Annotated in this window: 18 protein-coding genes; 7 read left to right on the forward strand and 11 right to left on the reverse strand. The window is 56.5% G+C overall.

The genetic code is table 11. From position 1 onward, the window contains the following. Positions 1 to 21: 21 nt before the first annotated feature. The 6 genes from A6013_RS19335 to ahpC form a co-directional block, all read right to left on the reverse strand. Entirely contained in the window at positions 22 to 789 is a 768-nt protein-coding gene (locus A6013_RS19335) for a DmsC/YnfH family molybdoenzyme membrane anchor subunit (protein WP_069733587.1), read from the reverse strand. Further along, positions 789 to 1,346, reverse strand: a complete 558-nt coding sequence (locus A6013_RS19340) for a 4Fe-4S dicluster domain-containing protein (protein WP_069733588.1) — start codon at positions 1,344 to 1,346, stop codon at positions 789 to 791. Before A6013_RS19340 ends, A6013_RS19335 begins: the two co-directional genes overlap by 1 nt. Beyond that, entirely contained in the window at positions 1,343 to 3,619 is a 2,277-nt protein-coding gene (locus A6013_RS19345; protein WP_063154718.1) for a molybdopterin-dependent oxidoreductase, read from the reverse strand. Before A6013_RS19345 ends, A6013_RS19340 begins: the two co-directional genes overlap by 4 nt. Further along, positions 3,616 to 4,122 (reverse strand): molecular chaperone, encoded by a 507-nt coding sequence (locus A6013_RS19350; protein WP_083264100.1) that lies wholly within the window; start codon positions 4,120 to 4,122, stop codon positions 3,616 to 3,618. The genes A6013_RS19345 and A6013_RS19350 overlap by 4 nt, the downstream gene beginning before the upstream one ends. 258 nt (positions 4,123 to 4,380) lie before the next feature. Further along, on the reverse strand, positions 4,381 to 5,946 hold the full coding sequence (ahpF, locus tag A6013_RS19355; RefSeq protein ID WP_069733590.1) for an alkyl hydroperoxide reductase subunit F: 1,566 nt from the start codon (positions 5,944 to 5,946) through the stop codon (positions 4,381 to 4,383). A 126-nt stretch (positions 5,947 to 6,072) separates the two neighbouring features. Then, complete coding sequence (gene ahpC / locus A6013_RS19360) at positions 6,073 to 6,636, reverse strand: alkyl hydroperoxide reductase subunit C (RefSeq protein ID WP_008501015.1); 564 nt, start codon at positions 6,634 to 6,636, stop codon at positions 6,073 to 6,075. A 619-nt stretch (positions 6,637 to 7,255) separates the two neighbouring features. Here ahpC and A6013_RS19365 point away from each other — a divergent pair. The 3 genes from A6013_RS19365 to A6013_RS19375 all read left to right on the forward strand — a co-directional run bounded on the left by A6013_RS19365 (position 7,256) and on the right by A6013_RS19375 (position 10,136). Further along, on the forward strand, positions 7,256 to 8,161 hold the full coding sequence (locus tag A6013_RS19365; RefSeq protein WP_048961264.1) for a LysR substrate-binding domain-containing protein: 906 nt from the start codon (positions 7,256 to 7,258) through the stop codon (positions 8,159 to 8,161). A 140-nt stretch (positions 8,162 to 8,301) separates the two neighbouring features. Further along, positions 8,302 to 9,525: a phosphoadenosine phosphosulfate reductase gene (locus A6013_RS19370; protein ID WP_069733591.1), complete on the forward strand. Its 1,224-nt coding sequence runs from the start codon at positions 8,302 to 8,304 to the stop codon at positions 9,523 to 9,525. Then, entirely contained in the window at positions 9,510 to 10,136 is a 627-nt protein-coding gene (locus tag A6013_RS19375) for a ParB/RepB/Spo0J family partition protein (protein ID WP_028012316.1), read from the forward strand. Before A6013_RS19370 ends, A6013_RS19375 begins: the two co-directional genes overlap by 16 nt. Here A6013_RS19375 and A6013_RS19380 read toward each other — a convergent pair whose 3' ends face one another. After that, complete coding sequence (locus A6013_RS19380) at positions 10,137 to 11,297, reverse strand: pyridoxal phosphate-dependent aminotransferase (RefSeq protein WP_069733592.1); 1,161 nt, start codon at positions 11,295 to 11,297, stop codon at positions 10,137 to 10,139. 121 nt (positions 11,298 to 11,418) lie between these two features. Here A6013_RS19380 and A6013_RS19385 point away from each other — a divergent pair, with 121 nt between their 5' ends. Genes A6013_RS19385 through A6013_RS19395 form a run of 3 tightly spaced genes read left to right on the forward strand, consistent with a single transcriptional unit; the run spans position 11,419 to position 13,258 of the window. Further along, the gene (locus A6013_RS19385; protein WP_048961266.1) at positions 11,419 to 12,033 is read left to right on the forward strand and encodes a methylthioribulose 1-phosphate dehydratase; all 615 of its coding nucleotides are present in this window, start codon (positions 11,419 to 11,421) and stop codon (positions 12,031 to 12,033) included. Continuing rightward, a complete protein-coding gene (gene mtnC / locus A6013_RS19390) occupies positions 12,030 to 12,719 on the forward strand; it encodes an acireductone synthase (protein WP_047367714.1) in 690 nt (229 codons plus the stop codon). Before A6013_RS19385 ends, mtnC begins: the two co-directional genes overlap by 4 nt. Further along, a complete protein-coding gene (locus A6013_RS19395) occupies positions 12,716 to 13,258 on the forward strand; it encodes an acireductone dioxygenase (protein WP_069733593.1) in 543 nt (180 codons plus the stop codon). Before mtnC ends, A6013_RS19395 begins: the two co-directional genes overlap by 4 nt. 53 nt (positions 13,259 to 13,311) lie before the next feature. Here the strand turns inward: A6013_RS19395 and A6013_RS19400 are convergent, their stop codons facing one another. Then, the gene (locus A6013_RS19400) at positions 13,312 to 13,782 is read right to left on the reverse strand and encodes an SRPBCC family protein (RefSeq protein ID WP_041910935.1); all 471 of its coding nucleotides are present in this window, start codon (positions 13,780 to 13,782) and stop codon (positions 13,312 to 13,314) included. 42 nt (positions 13,783 to 13,824) lie between these two features. Next, positions 13,825 to 14,841, reverse strand: a complete 1,017-nt coding sequence (gene mtnA, locus A6013_RS19405; RefSeq protein WP_069733594.1) for an S-methyl-5-thioribose-1-phosphate isomerase — start codon at positions 14,839 to 14,841, stop codon at positions 13,825 to 13,827. 104 nt (positions 14,842 to 14,945) lie between these two features. Between mtnA and mtnK the strand changes: the two genes are divergently transcribed. After that, on the forward strand, positions 14,946 to 16,145 hold the full coding sequence (gene mtnK / locus A6013_RS19410) for an S-methyl-5-thioribose kinase (RefSeq protein WP_069733595.1): 1,200 nt from the start codon (positions 14,946 to 14,948) through the stop codon (positions 16,143 to 16,145). Positions 16,146 to 16,185: 40 nt separating this feature from the next. On the opposite strand, the gene A6013_RS19415 is transcribed toward mtnK, so the two are convergent. Continuing rightward, on the reverse strand, positions 16,186 to 17,427 hold the full coding sequence (locus A6013_RS19415) for an LVIVD repeat-containing protein (protein ID WP_069733596.1): 1,242 nt from the start codon (positions 17,425 to 17,427) through the stop codon (positions 16,186 to 16,188). Beyond that, the gene (locus A6013_RS19420) at positions 17,424 to 18,488 is read right to left on the reverse strand and encodes a sugar ABC transporter substrate-binding protein (protein WP_045261033.1); all 1,065 of its coding nucleotides are present in this window, start codon (positions 18,486 to 18,488) and stop codon (positions 17,424 to 17,426) included. The genes A6013_RS19415 and A6013_RS19420 overlap by 4 nt, the downstream gene beginning before the upstream one ends. Positions 18,489 to 18,497: the final 9 nt, after the last annotated feature.

Below are 18,497 nucleotides of genomic sequence, written 5' to 3' on the forward strand. Positions count from 1 at the left end.
GCTTTCGCGGGGTTTTGTTTATCAGTACAGGTGACCAATATTGACGATGGTGCTGATGGTATCGCCGAAGAAGGTCAGGCGGCTGAGCACCACGCCCACCAGCAGGAGCGCAAACACCGCTTTCTGCATCGGCTGGCGCTTCAGCGATAACGCGCCACCCACAACGCAGCACAGCAGGCTGCCCAGATAGAGCGGCGAGCTTAACCAGGCGTGAGCGGTCATTTTCATGATGGTACCGCCGCTGAGCCACATCACCGGCGCGGCAATCAGCAGCGCCATCAGGGCGATAATCCCCTGGCGCAGCGCGGCGTTTGATCCTTTCAGCCCGAGCAGCGGCGTTGCGGCACAGCCCATCACCCAGACCGTCGCAAAGAACAGCATCATGGTGATGCCGTTGGCAATGGCCTGCATCGCCGGTGCCGCGTAGGTCATTCCCTGCACCACTACCAGCAGGATCCCGAACAGAGACGCCAGCAGCGCTGCGCCTTTGTTTCCCTTACTCAGGAAGGCCAGCCCAATCATGGCGCCGTACAGGGTCGCGCCCAGAATTTCGCGGCTCAGCCAGGCATGTTTCAGGTTAATCAACGCGTTGTATGCGTGTTCCGGGTGCGCCAGATGCAGCACCGCGGCAATGGAGGCCACGCCCAGAATCAGCCCGGTAATAAGCCAGTGAAGGCGGGTGCCATGCACTTCACCACGGAGCGTGCGCCAGGTCAGGAGCAGCGTCATCCCGACGGACATCTGGCTTAGCACGGTAAAGATAACGAGCGGTAATTCATACTTTTCCATTATTTATCCCCCGGCTGTTTTGGCTGACGGGCCAGAATGAAGCGCGTACCCGGATTAAGCTGAGGCATCTTCGGGAAGCCCGGCGGATACTGCACGGCATTGTTCGGCAGCGGATCGGCATCCAGATCGATAATCGACAGGGCACCGACCGGACACGCGTTCACGCAGGCCGGAGCCATACCGATATCCAGACGTTCATAGCACATGCTGCACTTCTCCGCCTTTTGCGTCTCTTCATTGAAGCGCGGCGCGCCGTACGGGCAGTTACGGATGCAGTTTTTACAGCCGATACAGCGTTCAGGGTTATGGATCACCACGCCGTCATCACGTTTGGTGTAGGCTTCCACCGGGCATGCCGCCAGACAGGCCGGGTTTTCACAGTGGTTACAGGCCAGCGAGAAAAACGCACGCTCCTCATGCGGATAAATTTCTTTATCCAGCGGATAGACATAGCGCCAGAAGCGATCCGGCTCAAGCTGGTTAAAGCTCTTGCAGGCCATGGCGCATCCGCGGCAGCCAATACATTTATCACTGTTCACTAAAAATGCGCGTCTCATGCGTCTGCTCCTTCATTCGCGATAAGGGCAATGTCGACAAACTGGCTGTGGATCGCCGCGCCAGGCGCGCCGGTTGCCATCTTGCCCATATCGGCTGGCGTATCTTTCACGACGTTCTGCACGTTGTACTTAAGCTTGTTAAACCAGGACTCATACATCACCAGGAAATCTTCCGGCACGTTGGTGGTAATCTTCGCCCGCAGCTCCACTTCGCCAACGTCGTTAAACACGCGGACTTTCGCCAGCTCGCGAATCCCCTTCTTGTGCGCGGCGGCTGGGTGGATATAGACAAACGGCTCCGGCCAGAAGACCTGCATCCAGTCGAGGTTGACGAACTGAGAGTGGAGGCCGTACTGCAAATGCGGAGTAAACAGATGGAACGGCAGCTTGCCCTCCGCGGCAGGCAGATACTCCGGCAGCGCTTTATGGCCGTTCTTTTCACACAGCTCGGAGAGGAACTCATACTTGCCCGATGGCGTTTTAAACTTGCGGTCGTGCCAGGCCGCCGAGCTGACCATTTTGGCTTTCACCGGACCATCCAGCAGATCGTCCCAGGAGCGGATGCCGAACTGCTTCGCCATGCCCTCATTGAACTCAAGGTCGAGCCATTTTTTCTGGTCAATGTCCTGCGGGAAGGTACAGGAGCCCGGCTCCATTTTGTTGATGGTACGCGAGAGCAGCACGGCAATATCCAAATCGCTCTTGCACTCGTACATCGGTTTAATGGCCGGTTCATTCACCGAAAGCCAGTAATGCCAGTAAGACGACGACAGGTTCCAGTGCTCAAAGGTGGTGGTCACCGGCAGCACAATATCGGCATGCTGCACCGTCTCGTTGAAGAACTGATCGACGCAGACCACCATCTCCAGCTTGCTGAAGGCTTTTTCCATTTTGTTGCGGTCAAAGTCCTGCGCGAACGGGTTCTTGCACGCCACCCACAGCATACGAATGGGCGGATCGTTGGCATCTAGAATGCTCTGCGCGGTCTGGTTCAGGTTCAGCGCGCGGTCGGAATAGTGGCTCTTTTCGCCGCTGTCGCTGACGAACTCCCCTACCGGGCCGCTTTCTCCCACCATGCCAACAGATCCGACCGGTGGCTTCTGCGTCATCGCATGATAGTTGTAGCCCCAGGTCTGCAGATGGCCGTAGCGGGCACCGCCGCCTTCCACACCGATGTTGCCTGTCATGGCAACAAAAGCGTCAATGGCGCGCACGTTCGCCCCACCGTTGACGTGGCGCTGCATCCCGTAGCCGATCCAGACGGTGGCAGGTTTTACCGCGGTGAACTCTTCCGCCAGCTGGCGAATCACCTCTGCCGACAGGCCACAGATTTCAGATGCCCACTCCACGGTGATATTGCTGCGCAGATACTGTTCAAATTCCGGGAAACCGTGCGCGAAGTTGTTCACAAACTCCTGGTCGACGCGGCCAATATCCAGCAGGTGCCGCGCCATTCCCAGCGCCAATGCGCCGTCCGATCCCGGGCGCACGCGCAGATACAAATCGGCTTTCGCGGCGGTTTGCGAGAACAGCGGATCAATGACCACCACTTTCGCCCCTTTCTCACGCGCCTGATAGATGTACTTCATGGTATGCATGGAGCACCAGGCCGGGTTTGCGCCCCAGATAATGATGTATTTGGCTTTCACCAGATCTTCCGGGTCGTTACACCACATGTCGCCCATGTCGTAGTGCTGGGCATCGATCCCTGCTGGCCAGCATGGCGTACCAGCGAACCGCGTGGTGTAACCGAGAGAAGACATCATCCCCTCCACGGCATAACTCATCACGCCCAGGTTGCCGGAGTATTTCGACAGCGCCAGACCGAGCATAGACCCGTCTTTCTTTTTAATCTCCAGCATCTTGCTGGCAATGCGCTGCATGGCCTCATCCCAGGAGATGCGACGCCATTTACCGCTGCCGCGCCCATCCTGGATCATCGGGTATTTAATACGGTCCGGGGAGTAGACCCGGCGCGGGTAGGTCAGCCCTTTCACACACGGGGCACCGTGTGTAAACGTGGACTCGCTTGCCCCGTCAACGAAGGTGATGACGTCATCTTTGACCCAGGTTTTTAAGCTGCAGGTGTCGTAGCAGTTACGCGGGCAAGCGTTACGGAAAATTTTGTAGGTTTTTGGGTTAAACGGAATGGGGGGCTGTGCCATGGCACATCGGGATGATAATAGTCCGCCGGGTAATGCGGCAACGGTACCCAGCGCAATCAGTCCTTTTAAAAAGGAGCGCCGGTTTAGCTGCCCTTTATCAATACTCATAATATTACTCTCGTCTTTAATTCATCAAACCAATTATTTATCTGCAACGCGAGACATTTAATTGCGGTTGTTTTCGCGCAATCCTTTATTTTTGCAATAAATGCGGGGAGCCATAATTCAAGATGCCCCTGCACAAAGCGGGCGAGTGCGTCATGATATTGCGGCGAATGTCTGGCATGCGCGGAGAGCATCACCACCAGCTCCATTTCATAGCTGACGTGATCGTCGGGAACGCTATTTTCCCCGGTCACAAAAAGCCCGATGCTGCGCAGGAATTCGCGTACGCTCAGCGTTGTAGCGCCCATCAGCAGAGGCTCTTCGTCCAGATATACCGAGGCATAAGGCGGCGCCAATAGCGTTGCAGGGCCGACAAACAGGGCGTTGAAATCATACTCAACCTCTAACGCCTCATCCTGCTGCCAGGTTTCACTTTCCGGGAATAAAGGATGTAACGAAGCGCATCGCGATGCTATGTCCGCCGCGTTAAAGAAATCACGAAACATCAATCCCTTTATTTCAAATGGGGTTAACGTCTCATATATTGAAGAAGTGGATGTATCTTTATCATTCATATTAAATATAAATATTTATCGCTATAAAAAACGACAAGATATTATCAGCAGGCTTATTATTTTCTTTGATCGAAGCAGGTAATTAACGCATGAAGGGGTTAATAACGAGGATAATTGAGGATAAAAAAATCTAAAAAAAAGCCACCTCATAAAGAGGTGGCTACTGCAGGTATGTCTTACTTTCTTTTATTATGCGGTTTTGGTGCGGATCAGGTAGTCAAACGCGCTCAGGGACGCTTTTGCACCTTCGCCAGTCGCGATGATGATCTGCTTGTACGGCACGGTGGTGCAGTCGCCCGCGGCAAATACGCCCTTCACGCTGGTTTCACATTTCGCATCGATGATAATCTCGCCCATGCGGTTGCGCTCAATCGCGCCTTCAAGCCAGGTGGTGTTCGGCAGCAGACCAATCTGTACGAAGATCCCCGAAAGCTGAACGCTATGAACGTCGCCGCTTACACGGTCACGGTACTCCAGACCGGTCACTTTGCTACCGTCGCCCTTCACTTCCGTGGTCTGCGCGTTCAGCACGATGTCGACGTTTTTCAGGCTGCGAACTTTATCCTGCAGCACCTGGTCGGCCTTCATCTCAGGCGCGAACTCCAGCAGCGTCACGTGTTCAACAATCCCCGCCAGGTCGATAGCCGCTTCCACGCCGGAGTTACCGCCGCCGATCACCGCCACCCGTTTGCCTTTAAACAGCGGGCCGTCACAGTGCGGGCAATAGGTCACGCCTTTGGTACGGTATTGATCTTCGCCCGGAACATTCATGTTGCGCCATTTTGCCCCGGTGGCAACGATCACGCTGCGAGCTTTCAGCACCGCGCCAGAGGCGGTTTCAATCTGGTGTAAGCCCCCTTCCACCGCCGCCGGGATCAGCTTGCTGGCGCTCTGGCTGTCGATTACATCTACCTCGTAATCGCTGACATGAGCCTTCAGCGCACCGGCCAGCTTCTGACCTTCGGTTTTTGGTACGGAAATGTAGTTTTCAATATCCACGGTATCCAGCACCTGTCCGCCAAAGCGTTCGCCCATAAGACCGGTACGAATACCTTTACGTGCAGAGTAAACCGCTGCCGCCGCGCCCGCAGGGCCAGAACCGACAATCAGCACATCGTACGCATCGCGTTTGTTCAGCTCTTCCGCCGCGCGTTTTTCCGCGCCGGTATCCACTTTCGCGACGATTTCCGTCAGCGTCATGCGGCCCTGGCCGAACTCCTGACCGTTCAGATACACCGCCGGAACGCCCATCACGTTGCGTTCGGTGATTTCATTCTGGAAGGTACCGCCGTCAATGGCCGTGTGTTTGATGCGCGGGTTCAGAACCGACATCAGGTTCAGCGCCTGCACCACGTCCGGACAGTTGTGGCAGGAGAGCGAGTAATAGGTTTCAAACTCAAAATCACCGTCGATATCGCGGATCTGCTCCAGCAGCGCCTGCGCTTCTTTTGACGGATGACCGCCGGTCCACAGCAGCGCCAGCACCAGTGAGGTAAATTCATGCCCCAGCGGAGAGCCGGCAAAACGCGGTCCCTTGTCCGAGCCCGGGTTAGTAATCAGGAAAGAGGGTTTACGAACCGCAAGCGAATTGTCTTCTTTGAAGGTCACTTTCGGAGACAGTTCAGCGATCTCCGCCAGCAGCTCTTTGATTTCTGCCGATTTCGCGCTGTCGTCCAGCGTGGCAATCAGCTCAACGGGTTTAGTCAGTTTCTCAAGGTAGGCCTTGAGCTGGGTTTTCATATTGGTGTCGAGCATAGTTCTTCCCTCTCTTAAGACGTCATCATGCAAGCTGCCTTTGCGGGCGGCCTGAATGCAACTTGCATCATGGTGCTGGAATGAAATGGGCGCGGGGGCGCCCATTGATTGCCGGATGGTGAAAACTTAGATTTTACCGACCAGGTCCAGGGATGGAGCCAGGGTCGCTTCGCCTTCTTTCCATTTAGCCGGGCACACTTCACCTGGGTGAGAAGCCACGTACTGAGCCGCTTTCACTTTACGCAGCAGGTCAGAAGCATCACGGCCGATACCTTCAGCGGTAACTTCGATAGCCTGGATAATGCCCTGCGGGTCAACCACGAAGGTTGCACGGTCGGCCAGGCCTTCATCTTCACGCATGTTGTCGAAGTTACGGGTCAGGGCGCCAGTCGGGTCGCCGATCATCGCGTATTTGATTTTCGCGATGGTTTCAGAGCTGCTGTGCCACGCTTTGTGGGTGAAGTGGGTATCGGTAGAGACAGAGTAAACGTCTACGCCCAGCTTCTGCAGTTCGTCGTAATGGTCAGCCACGTCGCCCAGTTCGGTCGGGCAAACGAAGGTGAAGTCAGCCGGATAGAAGAAGAAGACGCTCCAGCGACCTTCGGTATCTTTCTCGGTTACTTCAATGAACTCACCGTTTTTGAACGCCTGGTTTTTGAAAGGTTTAATTTTAGTGTTAATCAAAGACATCTGTACTTCCTCCGTGTTTTCGTTGAGAGCTAAGGTAACCAACTTTGCTCATCGGGGCTAATGCGTATGCTTTATCAAATCAATCAGCCAAACCTTACAACTTCAACAAGACAGCAAGGTGAACCTGCTGCGGTACCCCAGAAAGTATAAAGGCCGCCTCAACGGGCGGCCCTGATACCTGAATTCCCCGCAGGTACATTCAGTGCCAGCCGAGGCTGGCGTTGCGTTGCGCTCTACATACCTTGTATCAAGGTCGTAACAGCAGGTTGATTACACCACCAGCACCGATCGAGAGCAATCCATCAAAAGCGCGTTCCTGCCTATGGCTGTGATAGGTTTTGACTGAGAGAAATACATTACGCTCGTAAATTAACTTTACGTAATCAATTTACGGCAATATATAAATGTCAACATTTATTAAATTGAACCCAGCCCATTCAAAGATAAAATTATCTTAATCTCACATGTAATTCTATTTCAATAATCCGATGGCGTGATATATTAAGATAACTTAAATAACACTTTAAGTTAGTTAACCACAAGGATTGTAAATGGTTAACTTTAATCTATAGTTATCATCAATATGTTAACAACAGACTCACGGCAAACAGGATGACACATGGCAAATCTTTATGACCTTAAAAAATTCGACCTTAATTTACTGGTCATTTTTGAGTGTATCTATCAACATCTTAGCATCAGCAAGGCCGCAGAAACGCTTTACATCACCCCTTCAGCCGTCAGTCAGTCTTTGCAACGCCTGCGTGGCCAGCTTAACGATCCGCTGTTTATCCGTTCTGGCAAGGGGATCACCCCCACGACCGTCGGGACTAACCTGCACCTGCATCTTGAGCAAAACCTCAATCAGATTGAGCAGACCATCAACCTGATGCACCACACCGACATCAAGAAAAATTTTGTCATTTATTGTTCTCAGATGGTGACGCCAGGCTATCTTCTCGACCCCATTCAACTGTTAATGTCTCAGGAGAATTGTGAGGTAGAACAACGCGATATGCTTGTCTCTGCGGAGTCAGCAGAGGATTTACTGGCCTACCGTAAAGCCGATCTCATTTTTACCGTTGCGCCCGTGAATAACCGGTCCGTTGTCTGCTCGCATTTCACCACCATTCCCACCGTGATGATCTGCCGCGAAGACCATCCGAGAATAGGTACAGAAGTCTCCGTCGAGCAGTTATACAATGAGAAATTCACGATGTATCAAAGCACGAATACGGGCGTGAAGGAGTATCAGGTTCGAGCCAACGAAGCGTTCCCGGAGAGAAACATCGCGTTCCGTTCGGACTCTCTCAGTTCGCTCCTCTCTATGATCAGCATGTCTGATTTAGTCGGCTATATTCCTCTTTCCATTTTTGAAACCTATAAACACGCTTTAAAATTAAAGTCCGTAGCTGCGCCCTTCAAATTGCCCGAAGCGCAAATCTATATGGTCTACAACCGCGCGTCGTTAAACAGCAGTGTATTCGCCAGCTTTATTGAAAAATTGCATAAGTTGGCTCAATAGAATGGACGCGTCATCGCGAAGGTATTTCCAGCAAGAATAGAGTGAAGGCGTAAAATAATTAGTTGAGAATGAAAACATATAATAACATGATGGCAGTTTAATAGCATTAACGGTATTCCATACGCAGGATGCGACTCATCATGTCTATCTATAAATACCCTCTTCAGGAAAACGTTCTGGAGGCTGCTTCAGAACGCATAAACTGGACGCTGCAAAATTTTACCCGCGTGTGCGTCTCATTTTCTGGCGGAAAAGATTCAACGGTGATGCTTCATCTTGCTGCGCAACGGGCGCGGCAGCTGAACAGAAAAATAGATGTCCTTTTTCTGGACTGGGAAGCACAGTTCTCCTGCACCATTGAGCATATTGAGAACATGAGGACCCAATATCGTGACGTCATCAATCAGTTCTGGTGGGTGGCGCTGCCGATCACCACGCAAAATGCCCTCTCTCAGTACCAACCGGAATGGCAGTGCTGGGAACCCGGCATAAGCTGGGTCAGACAACCTCCGCCTGATGCCATCACCAGTACGTTTTATTTTGATTTTTATCAGCAGGGGATGACCTTCGAGGCCTTCGTCAGGGACTTTGCCGAATGGTATGCGCGAAGGCGCCCCGCCGCAGTGATGGTGGGCATCCGCGCCGACGAATCCTATAACCGCTTCCTGGCAATCGCCTGCGCGCGCAAGCAGCGCTTTTCCGACGACAAACCCTGGACGACCGTCGCGCCCGGCGGTCATGCCTGGTATATCTATCCTCTCTACGACTGGAAAACCGCCGACATCTGGACCTGGTTTGCCAAAACGGGCTGCGCCTATAACCCCCTCTACAATCTGATGTACCAGGCCGGCGTGCCGCCGCGCTACATGCGCATCTGTGAACCCTTTGGCCCGGAGCAGCGACAGGGCTTATGGCTGTATCATGTCGTTGAACCTGAACGCTGGGCCGCCATGTGCGCACGCGTCAGCGGTGTGCGCAGCGGCGGAATTTACGCGGGGCACGACAACCACTTCTACGGTCACAGAAAGATCCTCAAGCCCGACCACCTCAGCTGGCAAGAGTACGCCATGCTGCTCCTCGACAGCATGCCGCAACAGACGGCTGAACATTATCGCAATAAAGTCGCGGTGTACCTGCACTGGTATCAGAAGCGCGGGATGTCCGATCTTCCCGATACGCAGGAGGGTGACATCGGCTCAAAGGATATCCCGTCCTGGCGGCGAATATGCAAGGTTCTGCTCAACAACGATTACTGGTGTCGGGCCCTCTCCTTTAGCCCGAACAAACCAAAGCACTATCAGCGCTATAGCGAACGGATGAAATCAAAACGCAATGAGTGGGGGATCTTATGCAGCAACGACTGATTACCGAACTGGAAACCTATTTGCAGACGCTCACCGACGAGCAACGTATAGATGCCATCAATGCTTTTCGCCAGGCCATGCATCATCTCAGCCCGTTCAGCGACCAGCCCGTCGACTGCGTGCTGTGGATAAAGCAGGACGCTATCGTTGCCAACGACTACAACCCGAATAACGTGGCGCCGCCGGAAAAGCGTCTGCTGAGTCAATCGCTCGAACTCGACGGGTTTACGCAGCCCATCGTGGTGACGGAAAGCGAGCCGGCGCATTACGAAATTGTCGACGGCTTCCATCGTCACGAAATCGGTAAAAGCAGGGCCGCGCTGAAGCGCCAGCTTCGGGGCTATTTGCCCGTCACCTGCCTGCGCAAAGATCGCCAGCAAAAGCTTGACCGGATGGCCGCCACCATCCGCCACAACCGTGCGCGGGGACGCCACCAGATCAACGCCATGTCCGACATCGTCCGGGAGCTGGCCCAGCTTGGCTGGAACGATGAGAAAATTGGTAAGGAACTGGGGATGGACAGCGACGAGGTGCTGCGCCTGAAGCAGATCAACGGCCTGCTGGAGCTGTTTGCAGACCGTCGCTATTCCGAAGCCTGGACGGTGAAATAGTCAGAGCGTCGCCAGACGCTCCGCCGCCGCCAGCAGCGTCGATTCCTGTTTCGCAAAGCACAGGCGGATCAGCTTATGCGGGAAGGGATCGGCGCAGAACACCGACAGCGGAATAGCCGCCACGCCCACCTCCTCCGTCAGCCACCGGCAAAAGCTGACGTCGTCCAGATCGGAAATCGCGCTGTAGTCCGCCAGCAGGAAGTAGGTTCCTTCGCAGGGCAGAATTTCCAGGCGGCTTTTGCTCAGCGCATTTACAAACATATCCCGACGCGCGCGGTAAAAATCCGGCAGCTCGCGATAGTGCTGCGGTTCGCTGCGCAGCATGTCCGCCAGCGCCAGCTGGGCGGGCGTATTGACCGCAAAGGTCAGGTACTGGTGCACCTTGCGCAGCTCCGCGCTGATGGCCGCCGGGGCCACGCAGTACCCTACCTTCCAGCCGGTCATATGGTAGGTCTTGCCAAATGACGACACCGCTACCGCGCGCTCGCGAAGCTGCGGATGGGCCAGCACGCTGGCGTGCCCTTCCTCCGTAAAGCAGATGTGCTCGTAGACTTCATCGCTCAGGACGTAAATTTCCCGCTCGGCGATAGCTTGCCACAGCGCGGCAAAATCGGCCTTTTGCCACACCGTCGCCGACGGGTTGTGCGGGGTATTCAGGATCACTAGGCGCGTTTTAACACTCAGCAGCGCGGCGAACGCCTGCCAGTCCGGGCGGAAATGCGGCGGCTGGAGCGCCACACGCTTCACCACGCCACCGGAGAGTTCAACCGCAGGCGCATAGCTGTCGTAGCTTGGGTCAAAGCAGATGACTTCATCCCCCGCGCGCACCAGCGCGGTGATGGCCGCGTACAGCGCTTCGGTCGCCCCTGCCGTCACCGTGATATCGCTGTTCGCATCGGGGTGATAGCCATACAGCGCCGCCGTTTTGTCGGCAATTGCTTCCCGCAGCGCCTGCACGCCGGTCATCGGCGCATACTGATTCGCCCCCTGCGCCACGTGGTGCGCCAGACGTTCCTGCAAATATTTCGGACCGTCAAAATCGGGGAACCCCTGCGAGAGGTTAATGGCATTGTGCTGCTGCGCCAGGGCGCTCATCTGCGTAAAGATGGTGGTACCGAGATTAGGAAGTTTACTCTGCGGGATCAATGCGTTATTGCTCATGTTGTCGTGCCTGCTTGTAATACTTATGTTGCTGCCACTATAACACGATGTTAGTCTTTGGCAATCAAGACGCTTAGACGTCTAAACCATATCAATATTCCTGGCCGAGGGGTAAAAGGAAATGACAGACAACCTGCTGCTCACACACCTGGTCGACGCCTGCCGCTGGATAGGCGCCAAAGGCTGGGCACCCGCCACCGGCGGTAATATGTCGGTGCGTCAGGACGAGCACCTCTGCTGGCTCAGCGAATCCGGCAAGGACAAAGGCAGCCTGACCACCGACGATTTTCTACAGGTTGAGATCGCCACCAACCGGGCGCCGTCCGGTCGAAAACCGTCGGCGGAGACCGGGCTACACACCCTTATCTATCGCCTGTTCCCGGAGGCTAACGCTGTCCTGCACGTTCATACCGTTAACGCCACGGTGCTGTCGCGTCTGGTCAAAGAAGCCGAACTGAATATCAGCGGTTTCGAGATGCAGAAATCGCTTACCGGGCAGACTACCCATCTGGATACCGTCGCCATCCCGGTGTTTGATAACGACCAGGACATCGACGCCCTCGCCTCGCGCATCGCCCATTACGCCCAGGAGCGTCCGCTTAATTATGGTTTTCTTCTGCGCGGCCATGGCTTAACCTGCTGGGGACGCGACGTGGCCGAAGCCCGCCGTCATCTGGAAGGTTTAGAATTCTTATTTGAATGCGAAATGCGTTTACGACAACTGGAGAGAGTATGATTCGCGCGATTGTGACGGATATTGAAGGAACCACCAGCGATATTCGTTTTGTCCATGATGTTTTGTTCCCCTACGCGCGTGAGCGGCTGGCGGCCTTCGTGACCGCCCAGCAGTACGCCGAGCCGGTCAAATCGATTCTGGACAACCTGCGCGATGAAATCAGCGATCCGCATGCCGGCGTCGGCGATCTCATCAACGTGCTGTTTAGCTTTATGGATGAAGACCGCAAATCGACGGCGCTCAAAGCCCTGCAAGGCATCATCTGGCAGGAGGGCTACATCAACGGTGACTTTACCGGCCATCTCTACCCTGACGTTCTGCCCGCGCTGGAAAAATGGAAGGCGCAAGGGATTGATCTCTATGTTTATTCCTCTGGCTCCGTTGCTGCGCAGAAACTGTTATTTGGCTACAGCGACGAAGGTGATATTACTCATCTGTTCAGCGGCTATTTTGATACCCACATCGGCGCCAAGCGCGAGGTGCAGTCTTACAAGAACATAGCGGCGCACACGGGCATCGCCCCGTCGCAGATCCTGTTCCTGTCGGATATTCACCAGGAGCTGGACGCGGCTGAACAGGCGGGTTTTCGCACCCTGCAACTGATTCGCGGTGAAGATGACGGCGCGAGCCATCACCATCAAATCCACCAGTTTGACGAGATTAATCCGGAGCAGATCCCTTCATGAGCGCATTGACCATTTATTCCGATAAAGGCGCCAGCCAGCACCAGTGGCACAGCACCGACGCCGCCGAAATCGCTCAACAGCTGAACGCTAAGGGCGTGCGCTTTGAGCGCTGGGCGGCAGACCGTGATTTAGGGCAGGATCCTGCCCCCGAAGCCGTGATCGAAGCGTATCAACACGCGATCGACAAGCTGGTGGCAGAGAAAGGCTATCAGAGCTGGGATGTCATCAGCCTGCGCGCCGACAATCCGCAGAAAGAGGCGCTGCGCGCGAAGTTTCTCAACGAGCACACCCACGGCGAAGACGAAGTGCGTTTTTTCGTGGAAGGTGCCGGGCTGTTCTGCCTGCACATTGGCGATGAGGTGTACCAGGTACTGTGCGAGAAAAACGACCTGATTTCCGTGCCGGCGGGCACGCCGCACTGGTTTGATATGGGCTCAGAGCCGAACTTTACGGCCATTCGTATTTTCGACAATCCGGAAGGCTGGGTTGCCCAGTTTACGGGCGATGCGATCGCGGATGCGTATCCACGCCTGGCCTGATCTTTTCTCCCTCTCCCACAGGGAGAGGGTCGGGGTGAGGGCACCAGCGCGCACTAAGCGTTAAGCCCTTTCACATACTCCACCAGCTGATCCAGCACTATCCCCCACCCTTCGTGGAAGCCCATCTGTTCATGCTGCTCGCGGATTTCCTTCGTCGGATGGCGCGCAATCGCCGTATAGCGGGTTTTCCCCTCCCCGACGTCTTCCAGCAACAAAATTGCCGTCATAAACGGCTTCTCGGCCGGTTTCCAGCCTTCGGTATAGCCGTCGGTAAACACCAGCTTTTTCCCCGGATCGATTTCCAGGAAGACACCCCGGTTATCCATCCGCTGCCCGTCCACCTCAAACACGGTGTTGAACCGCCCGCCCACGCGCAGGTCGAGGTCACATTCGGTCACCTTATGAGGAGCAGGAATGAAGAAGTTTTTGATGTGCTCGGGCGTGGTCCAGCAGAGCCAGAGCAGGTCGCGCGGTGCGTCCACCACGCGCTCCAGTTTTAAGTCTGTTTCAGGATCGAGCGTCACGATGTTGTCCTCTCAGGGAACCCCCTTAAAGGATAGCCGGACTCAGGCAAATTTCCCTTCCGCCACCTCATCCGGCGTGACCACCCCCGTATCCAGCACCCAGCCGCTAATCAGCGAGGCAGGCGTGACGTCGAATGCCGGATTATAGACCTGAGCGTCTTCCGGCGCCCACTGCACCGCGCCAAAGCTTCCGGCAACGCCCGTCACCTCGCTGGCGGCGCGCTGCTCGATGGGGATCGCATCCCCGTTCGGGCAGGTCGGGTCGAGCGTCGTTTGTGGGGCGGCGACGTAAAACGGAATACCGTGGAATTTCGCCAGCACCGCCAGCGAATAAGTGCCGATCTTGTTCGCCACGTCACCGTTAGCGGCAATGCGATCGGCCCCCACCCACACGGCGTCCACCTGCCCTTTCGCCATCAGGCTGGCGGCCATGGAGTCGGTAATCAGCTGATACGGCACCCCCAGCTCACCCAGCTCCCATGCGGTCAGCCTGCCGCCCTGCAACAGCGGACGGGTTTCATCCACCCAGACGCTGCTGACGTTGCCTTCCTGATGCGCGCGGGCAATCACGCCCAGCGCCGTACCGACGCCCGCGGTTGCCAGCCCGCCGGTGTTGCAGTGGGTCAGCAGACGGCTGCCGGGCTTCACCAGCGCGCTGCCCGCTTTTGCAATCGCGTCGCAAAGCCGTTTGTCTTCGTCAATCAGGCGCAGCGCCTCCGCCACCAGCGCCGGAACGAAATTCTCTTCCCACAGCGCAAGCTTCATGCGGTCGAGGTTGTTCATCAGGTTTACCGCCGTCGGGCGGGATGCGCGAAGCGTTTCCAGCGCCACCGCCAGCTCATCGCGGCTTTTGCCGTTTTCCGCCAGCAGCGCCAGCAGCAGGCTTGCAGAGAGACCAATCAACGGCGCGCCACGCACGCGCAGAGCGTGGATATGCCCAATCAGCGCATCCACCGTTGAGGCATCCAGCCAGCGTTTCTCCTGCGGAAGCGCCTGCTGGTCGAGAATAAAGAGCTGATTATCCGCCACCCGCAGGCTGGTCGTCTGTAATGTCTGCATGTCGTTAATTCCCTGTTGCGTTGTTGTAGCACATTGTGTCAGGATGAAATCCAGATGTATAGACGTCTACATGTCTTAATTAGTTAACTCGTGAGGAGCAGGCCATGTCGCAATACCGTACCTTTACCGCTCAGGACGCCGTGGAGTATGCCAGGCAGTTTGGTGGGCTTGACGATCCGTCATCGCTGGTAGAGGCGCAGGAAGTGGGCGACGGCAACCTCAATCTGGTTTTTAAAATTTACGACAGCGCGGGCGTCAGCCGCATCATCGTCAAACAGGCACTGCCCTACGTGCGCTGCGTCGGCGAGTCCTGGCCGCTGACGCTGGATCGCGCCCGCCTCGAGGCGCAAACCCTGGTCGAGCATTACCAGCACAGCCCGCAGCACACCGTGAAAATCCACCACTTTGACCCGGAACTGGCGGTGATGGTGATGGAAGATCTCTCCAGCCATCGCATCTGGCGCGGCGAGCTGATCAACAACATTTACTACCCGCAGGCGGCGCGCCAGCTGGGCGAATACCTCGCGCACGCGCTGTTCCACACCAGCGATTTCTACCTGCACCCGCACGCGAAAAAAGCGCAAGTGGCGAAATTCATCAACCCGGAGATGTGCGAGATCACCGAAGATCTGTTCTTCAACGATCCGTACCAGATCCACGAACGCAACAGCTACCCGGCCGAGCTGGAAAGTGACGTCGCCGCGCTGCGCGACGACGCCCCGCTAAAAATTGCCGTGGCCTCCCTGAAGCACCGCTTCTTCTCGCATGCCGAAGCGCTGCTGCACGGGGATATTCACAGCGGCTCGATTTTTGTGGCCGACGGCAGCCTGAAGGCCATCGACGCCGAGTTCGGCTATTTCGGGCCGATTGGCTTTGACGTCGGCACCGCCATCGGCAACCTGCTGCTCAACTTCTGCGGCCTGCCGGGGCATCTGGGCATTCGCGATGCCGCCGCCGCGCGCGAGCAGCGCCTGACCGATATTCAGGAGCTGTGGAACACCTTTGCGGAACGCTTCCAGGCGCTGGCAAACGAGAAAGCACGCGACGCCGCGCTCAGCGCGCCAGGCTATGCCTCCGCGTTCCTGAAAAAGGTCTGGCATGACGCCATCGGCTTCTGCGGCACCGAACTCATTCGCCGCAGCGTCGGGCTTTCCCACGTCGCGGATATCGACAACATCCAGGACGAGGCCATGCGCCACGAATGCCTGCGCCACGCGATCGCGCTCGGCAAAGCGCTGATTGTCATTGCCGACCGCATCGACAGCGCGGAAGATCTGGTGGCGCGGGTGCGGCAGTACAGTTGATTTTCTCCCTCTCCCTGTGGGTGAGGGCATCAAACCGCACTCACCCCAGATACTCAATCACCGACAGCCCGCCGTTATAGTCCGTGCTGTAAATAATTCCCTGCGCATCCACAAACACGTCACAGGACTGGATCACCTGCGGGCGATTCGGGCGCGTGTCCATCATCCTCTCCGGTGCCGCGGGCACCAGCGCACCGGTTTCTACCGGGCGATACGGATTGGAGATGTCATACGCGCGCACGCCAGCATTCTGATAGGTGGCAAAAATCAGCGTTGAGCTGACAAAGCTCCCCGGCCGGTTCTCGTGCAGGTTGTGCGGCCCAAAATGCGCCCCTTTCGCCACGTAGTCGATTTCATTCGGCTGCGGGAAGGTCGAGATGCTCACCGGGTTCGACGGCTCGCGGATATCAAACAGCCAGATCAGCTTCTCGCCGTCTTCCTGGTTATCGAGCACCGCTTCGTCCAGCACCACCAGCAGATCCCGGTCCGGCAGCGGCAGCGCGGTGTGCGTCCCACCGCCAAACGGCGGACTCCAGTTACGGTGGCTAATAAGCTTAGGCTGGGTACGATCCTTCACGTCAAGCAGCGTTAAGCCGCCGTCGCGCCAGCTGCCGTACGCCGTATCGCCGGCAATAATCGCGTGGTGCAGCGCGTAGCGTTTCCCTTCCGGCCAGTTCGGCTGTTCGCCTTCGGCCTGGTTCATGCCCGGCAGCCACCAGCGCCCTGCCACCTCAGGCTTACGCGGGTCGGCCAGGTCGATCGTCAGAAAGATGTAGTCGGTAAAACCGTCGATCAGCGCCGACACGTACGCCCAGCGGCCACCCACGTACCAGATGCGGTGTATGCCGATGCCGCTCAGCGAGAGAAAGCCAATTTCGCGCGGCGCGTCCGGCGTGGAGATATCAAAAACGCGAAGCCCGGCGCTCCAGCCCCTGTCCTGAACGTCGCTGACGGTCTCTCCTACCTGACGGGTGTAGTAGACCTTCTCGTCGGCGAAGCGGGCATCGGCAAACAGATCCCGGGCGTTGATCACCAGCAGCAGGTCGTCATGCGCCTGGAGGTGCACGTTCCAGGTACCCGGCGGCGCAGGAAAATAGCCCGCGGGTTTCGGTTTTTTCGGGTCGCGCACGTCTACTATCGAAAAGCCCTGCGACACCATATGGCCGATATAGGCGAAACCGCGGTGCACCATCAGCTGCACGCCGTCCGGGCGACCGCCCTGATCGCTATGGCCGATCAGCCGCATATTGCGGCTGTATTCTGGCGTGGGGAGGATGCTCATTTATTTTTCGCTTCCAGCGTCGCAAACCACGGCGCGATAAAATCTTCCGTCTGGCCCCAGCCCGGAATGATTTTACCCAGCGACGCCACGTTCACCGCGCCCGGCTGCGCGGTCAGCAGCGCCTGCGGGATCGCAGCGGCTTTGAAGTCGTAGGTGGCAGGCGTGGCTTCCCCGGCAATCTTGTTGGCGATCAGGCGCACGTTAGTCGCACCAATCAGCTTCGGATCCACCGCCACGCTCACCTTCCACGGGCTGCCCGGCTCGCGCATCAGCTGCAGATCCTGGTTGGAGATGTCGATGCTGTAGAGTTTAATCTCGGTACGGCCGTTCTCCTTCAGCGCCTTATACGCGCCCTGGCTGAAGGCGTCCCAGGTGCCCCAGATGGCGTCGATTTTGCCTTTCGGGTATTTCGCCAGGATCGCGCCCACCTTGTTGGCGGTGTCGCCCTGCACGTCAGAAGAGACCGCGCCGATGGACTCCAGCTCTTTAATCTCCGGGTACTGCTTTTGCAATTCTTTATAGGCTGCCTGACGGCGCTCCATCGGCGGGAAGCCCGCCACCCACAGCTTGACGATATTCGCCTTGCCGTTGAAATCTTTCGCCAGTTGGCCGAAGGAGAGATTCGTCAGGGAGGCGTCGTCCTGCTGAGTGACGGTCACGCCCGGGATCTCGCCGTTTACGGCGGTATCAAATACGGCGACCTTGATCCCGGCATCCACCGCCTTCTTCACCAGCGCGGTGGAGTACGGATCGCGGCCCTGCGACAGGATGATCCCGTCATATTTCTGGCTGATGGCCTGGTTAACGAAGTCCTGGAATTTGGCGTCATCCCCGTTGCTCAAAAAGGTGCTGACCTTAAAGCCGAGCTTTTTCCCTTCCTGAATGGCCCCGGCAACAAACTGCGTGGTGTTGTCGTCCGAGCCGAGGTTACGGATCACCGCGATGCGGATCGGTCCGTCGTGGTTCGCAATGGCGGCCGGAACCGGCGCGGGCGTGGCCGCGAATCCCGGCAGAGAAGTGAGTAACCCCAGTGCGACCAAAGAGAGCGCAATCTTTTTCATTTTTTATCC

The organism is Enterobacter sp. IF2SW-B1 (assembly GCF_001743375.1).
In the GTDB taxonomy this organism is placed as follows: domain Bacteria; phylum Pseudomonadota; class Gammaproteobacteria; order Enterobacterales; family Enterobacteriaceae; genus Enterobacter; species Enterobacter bugandensis.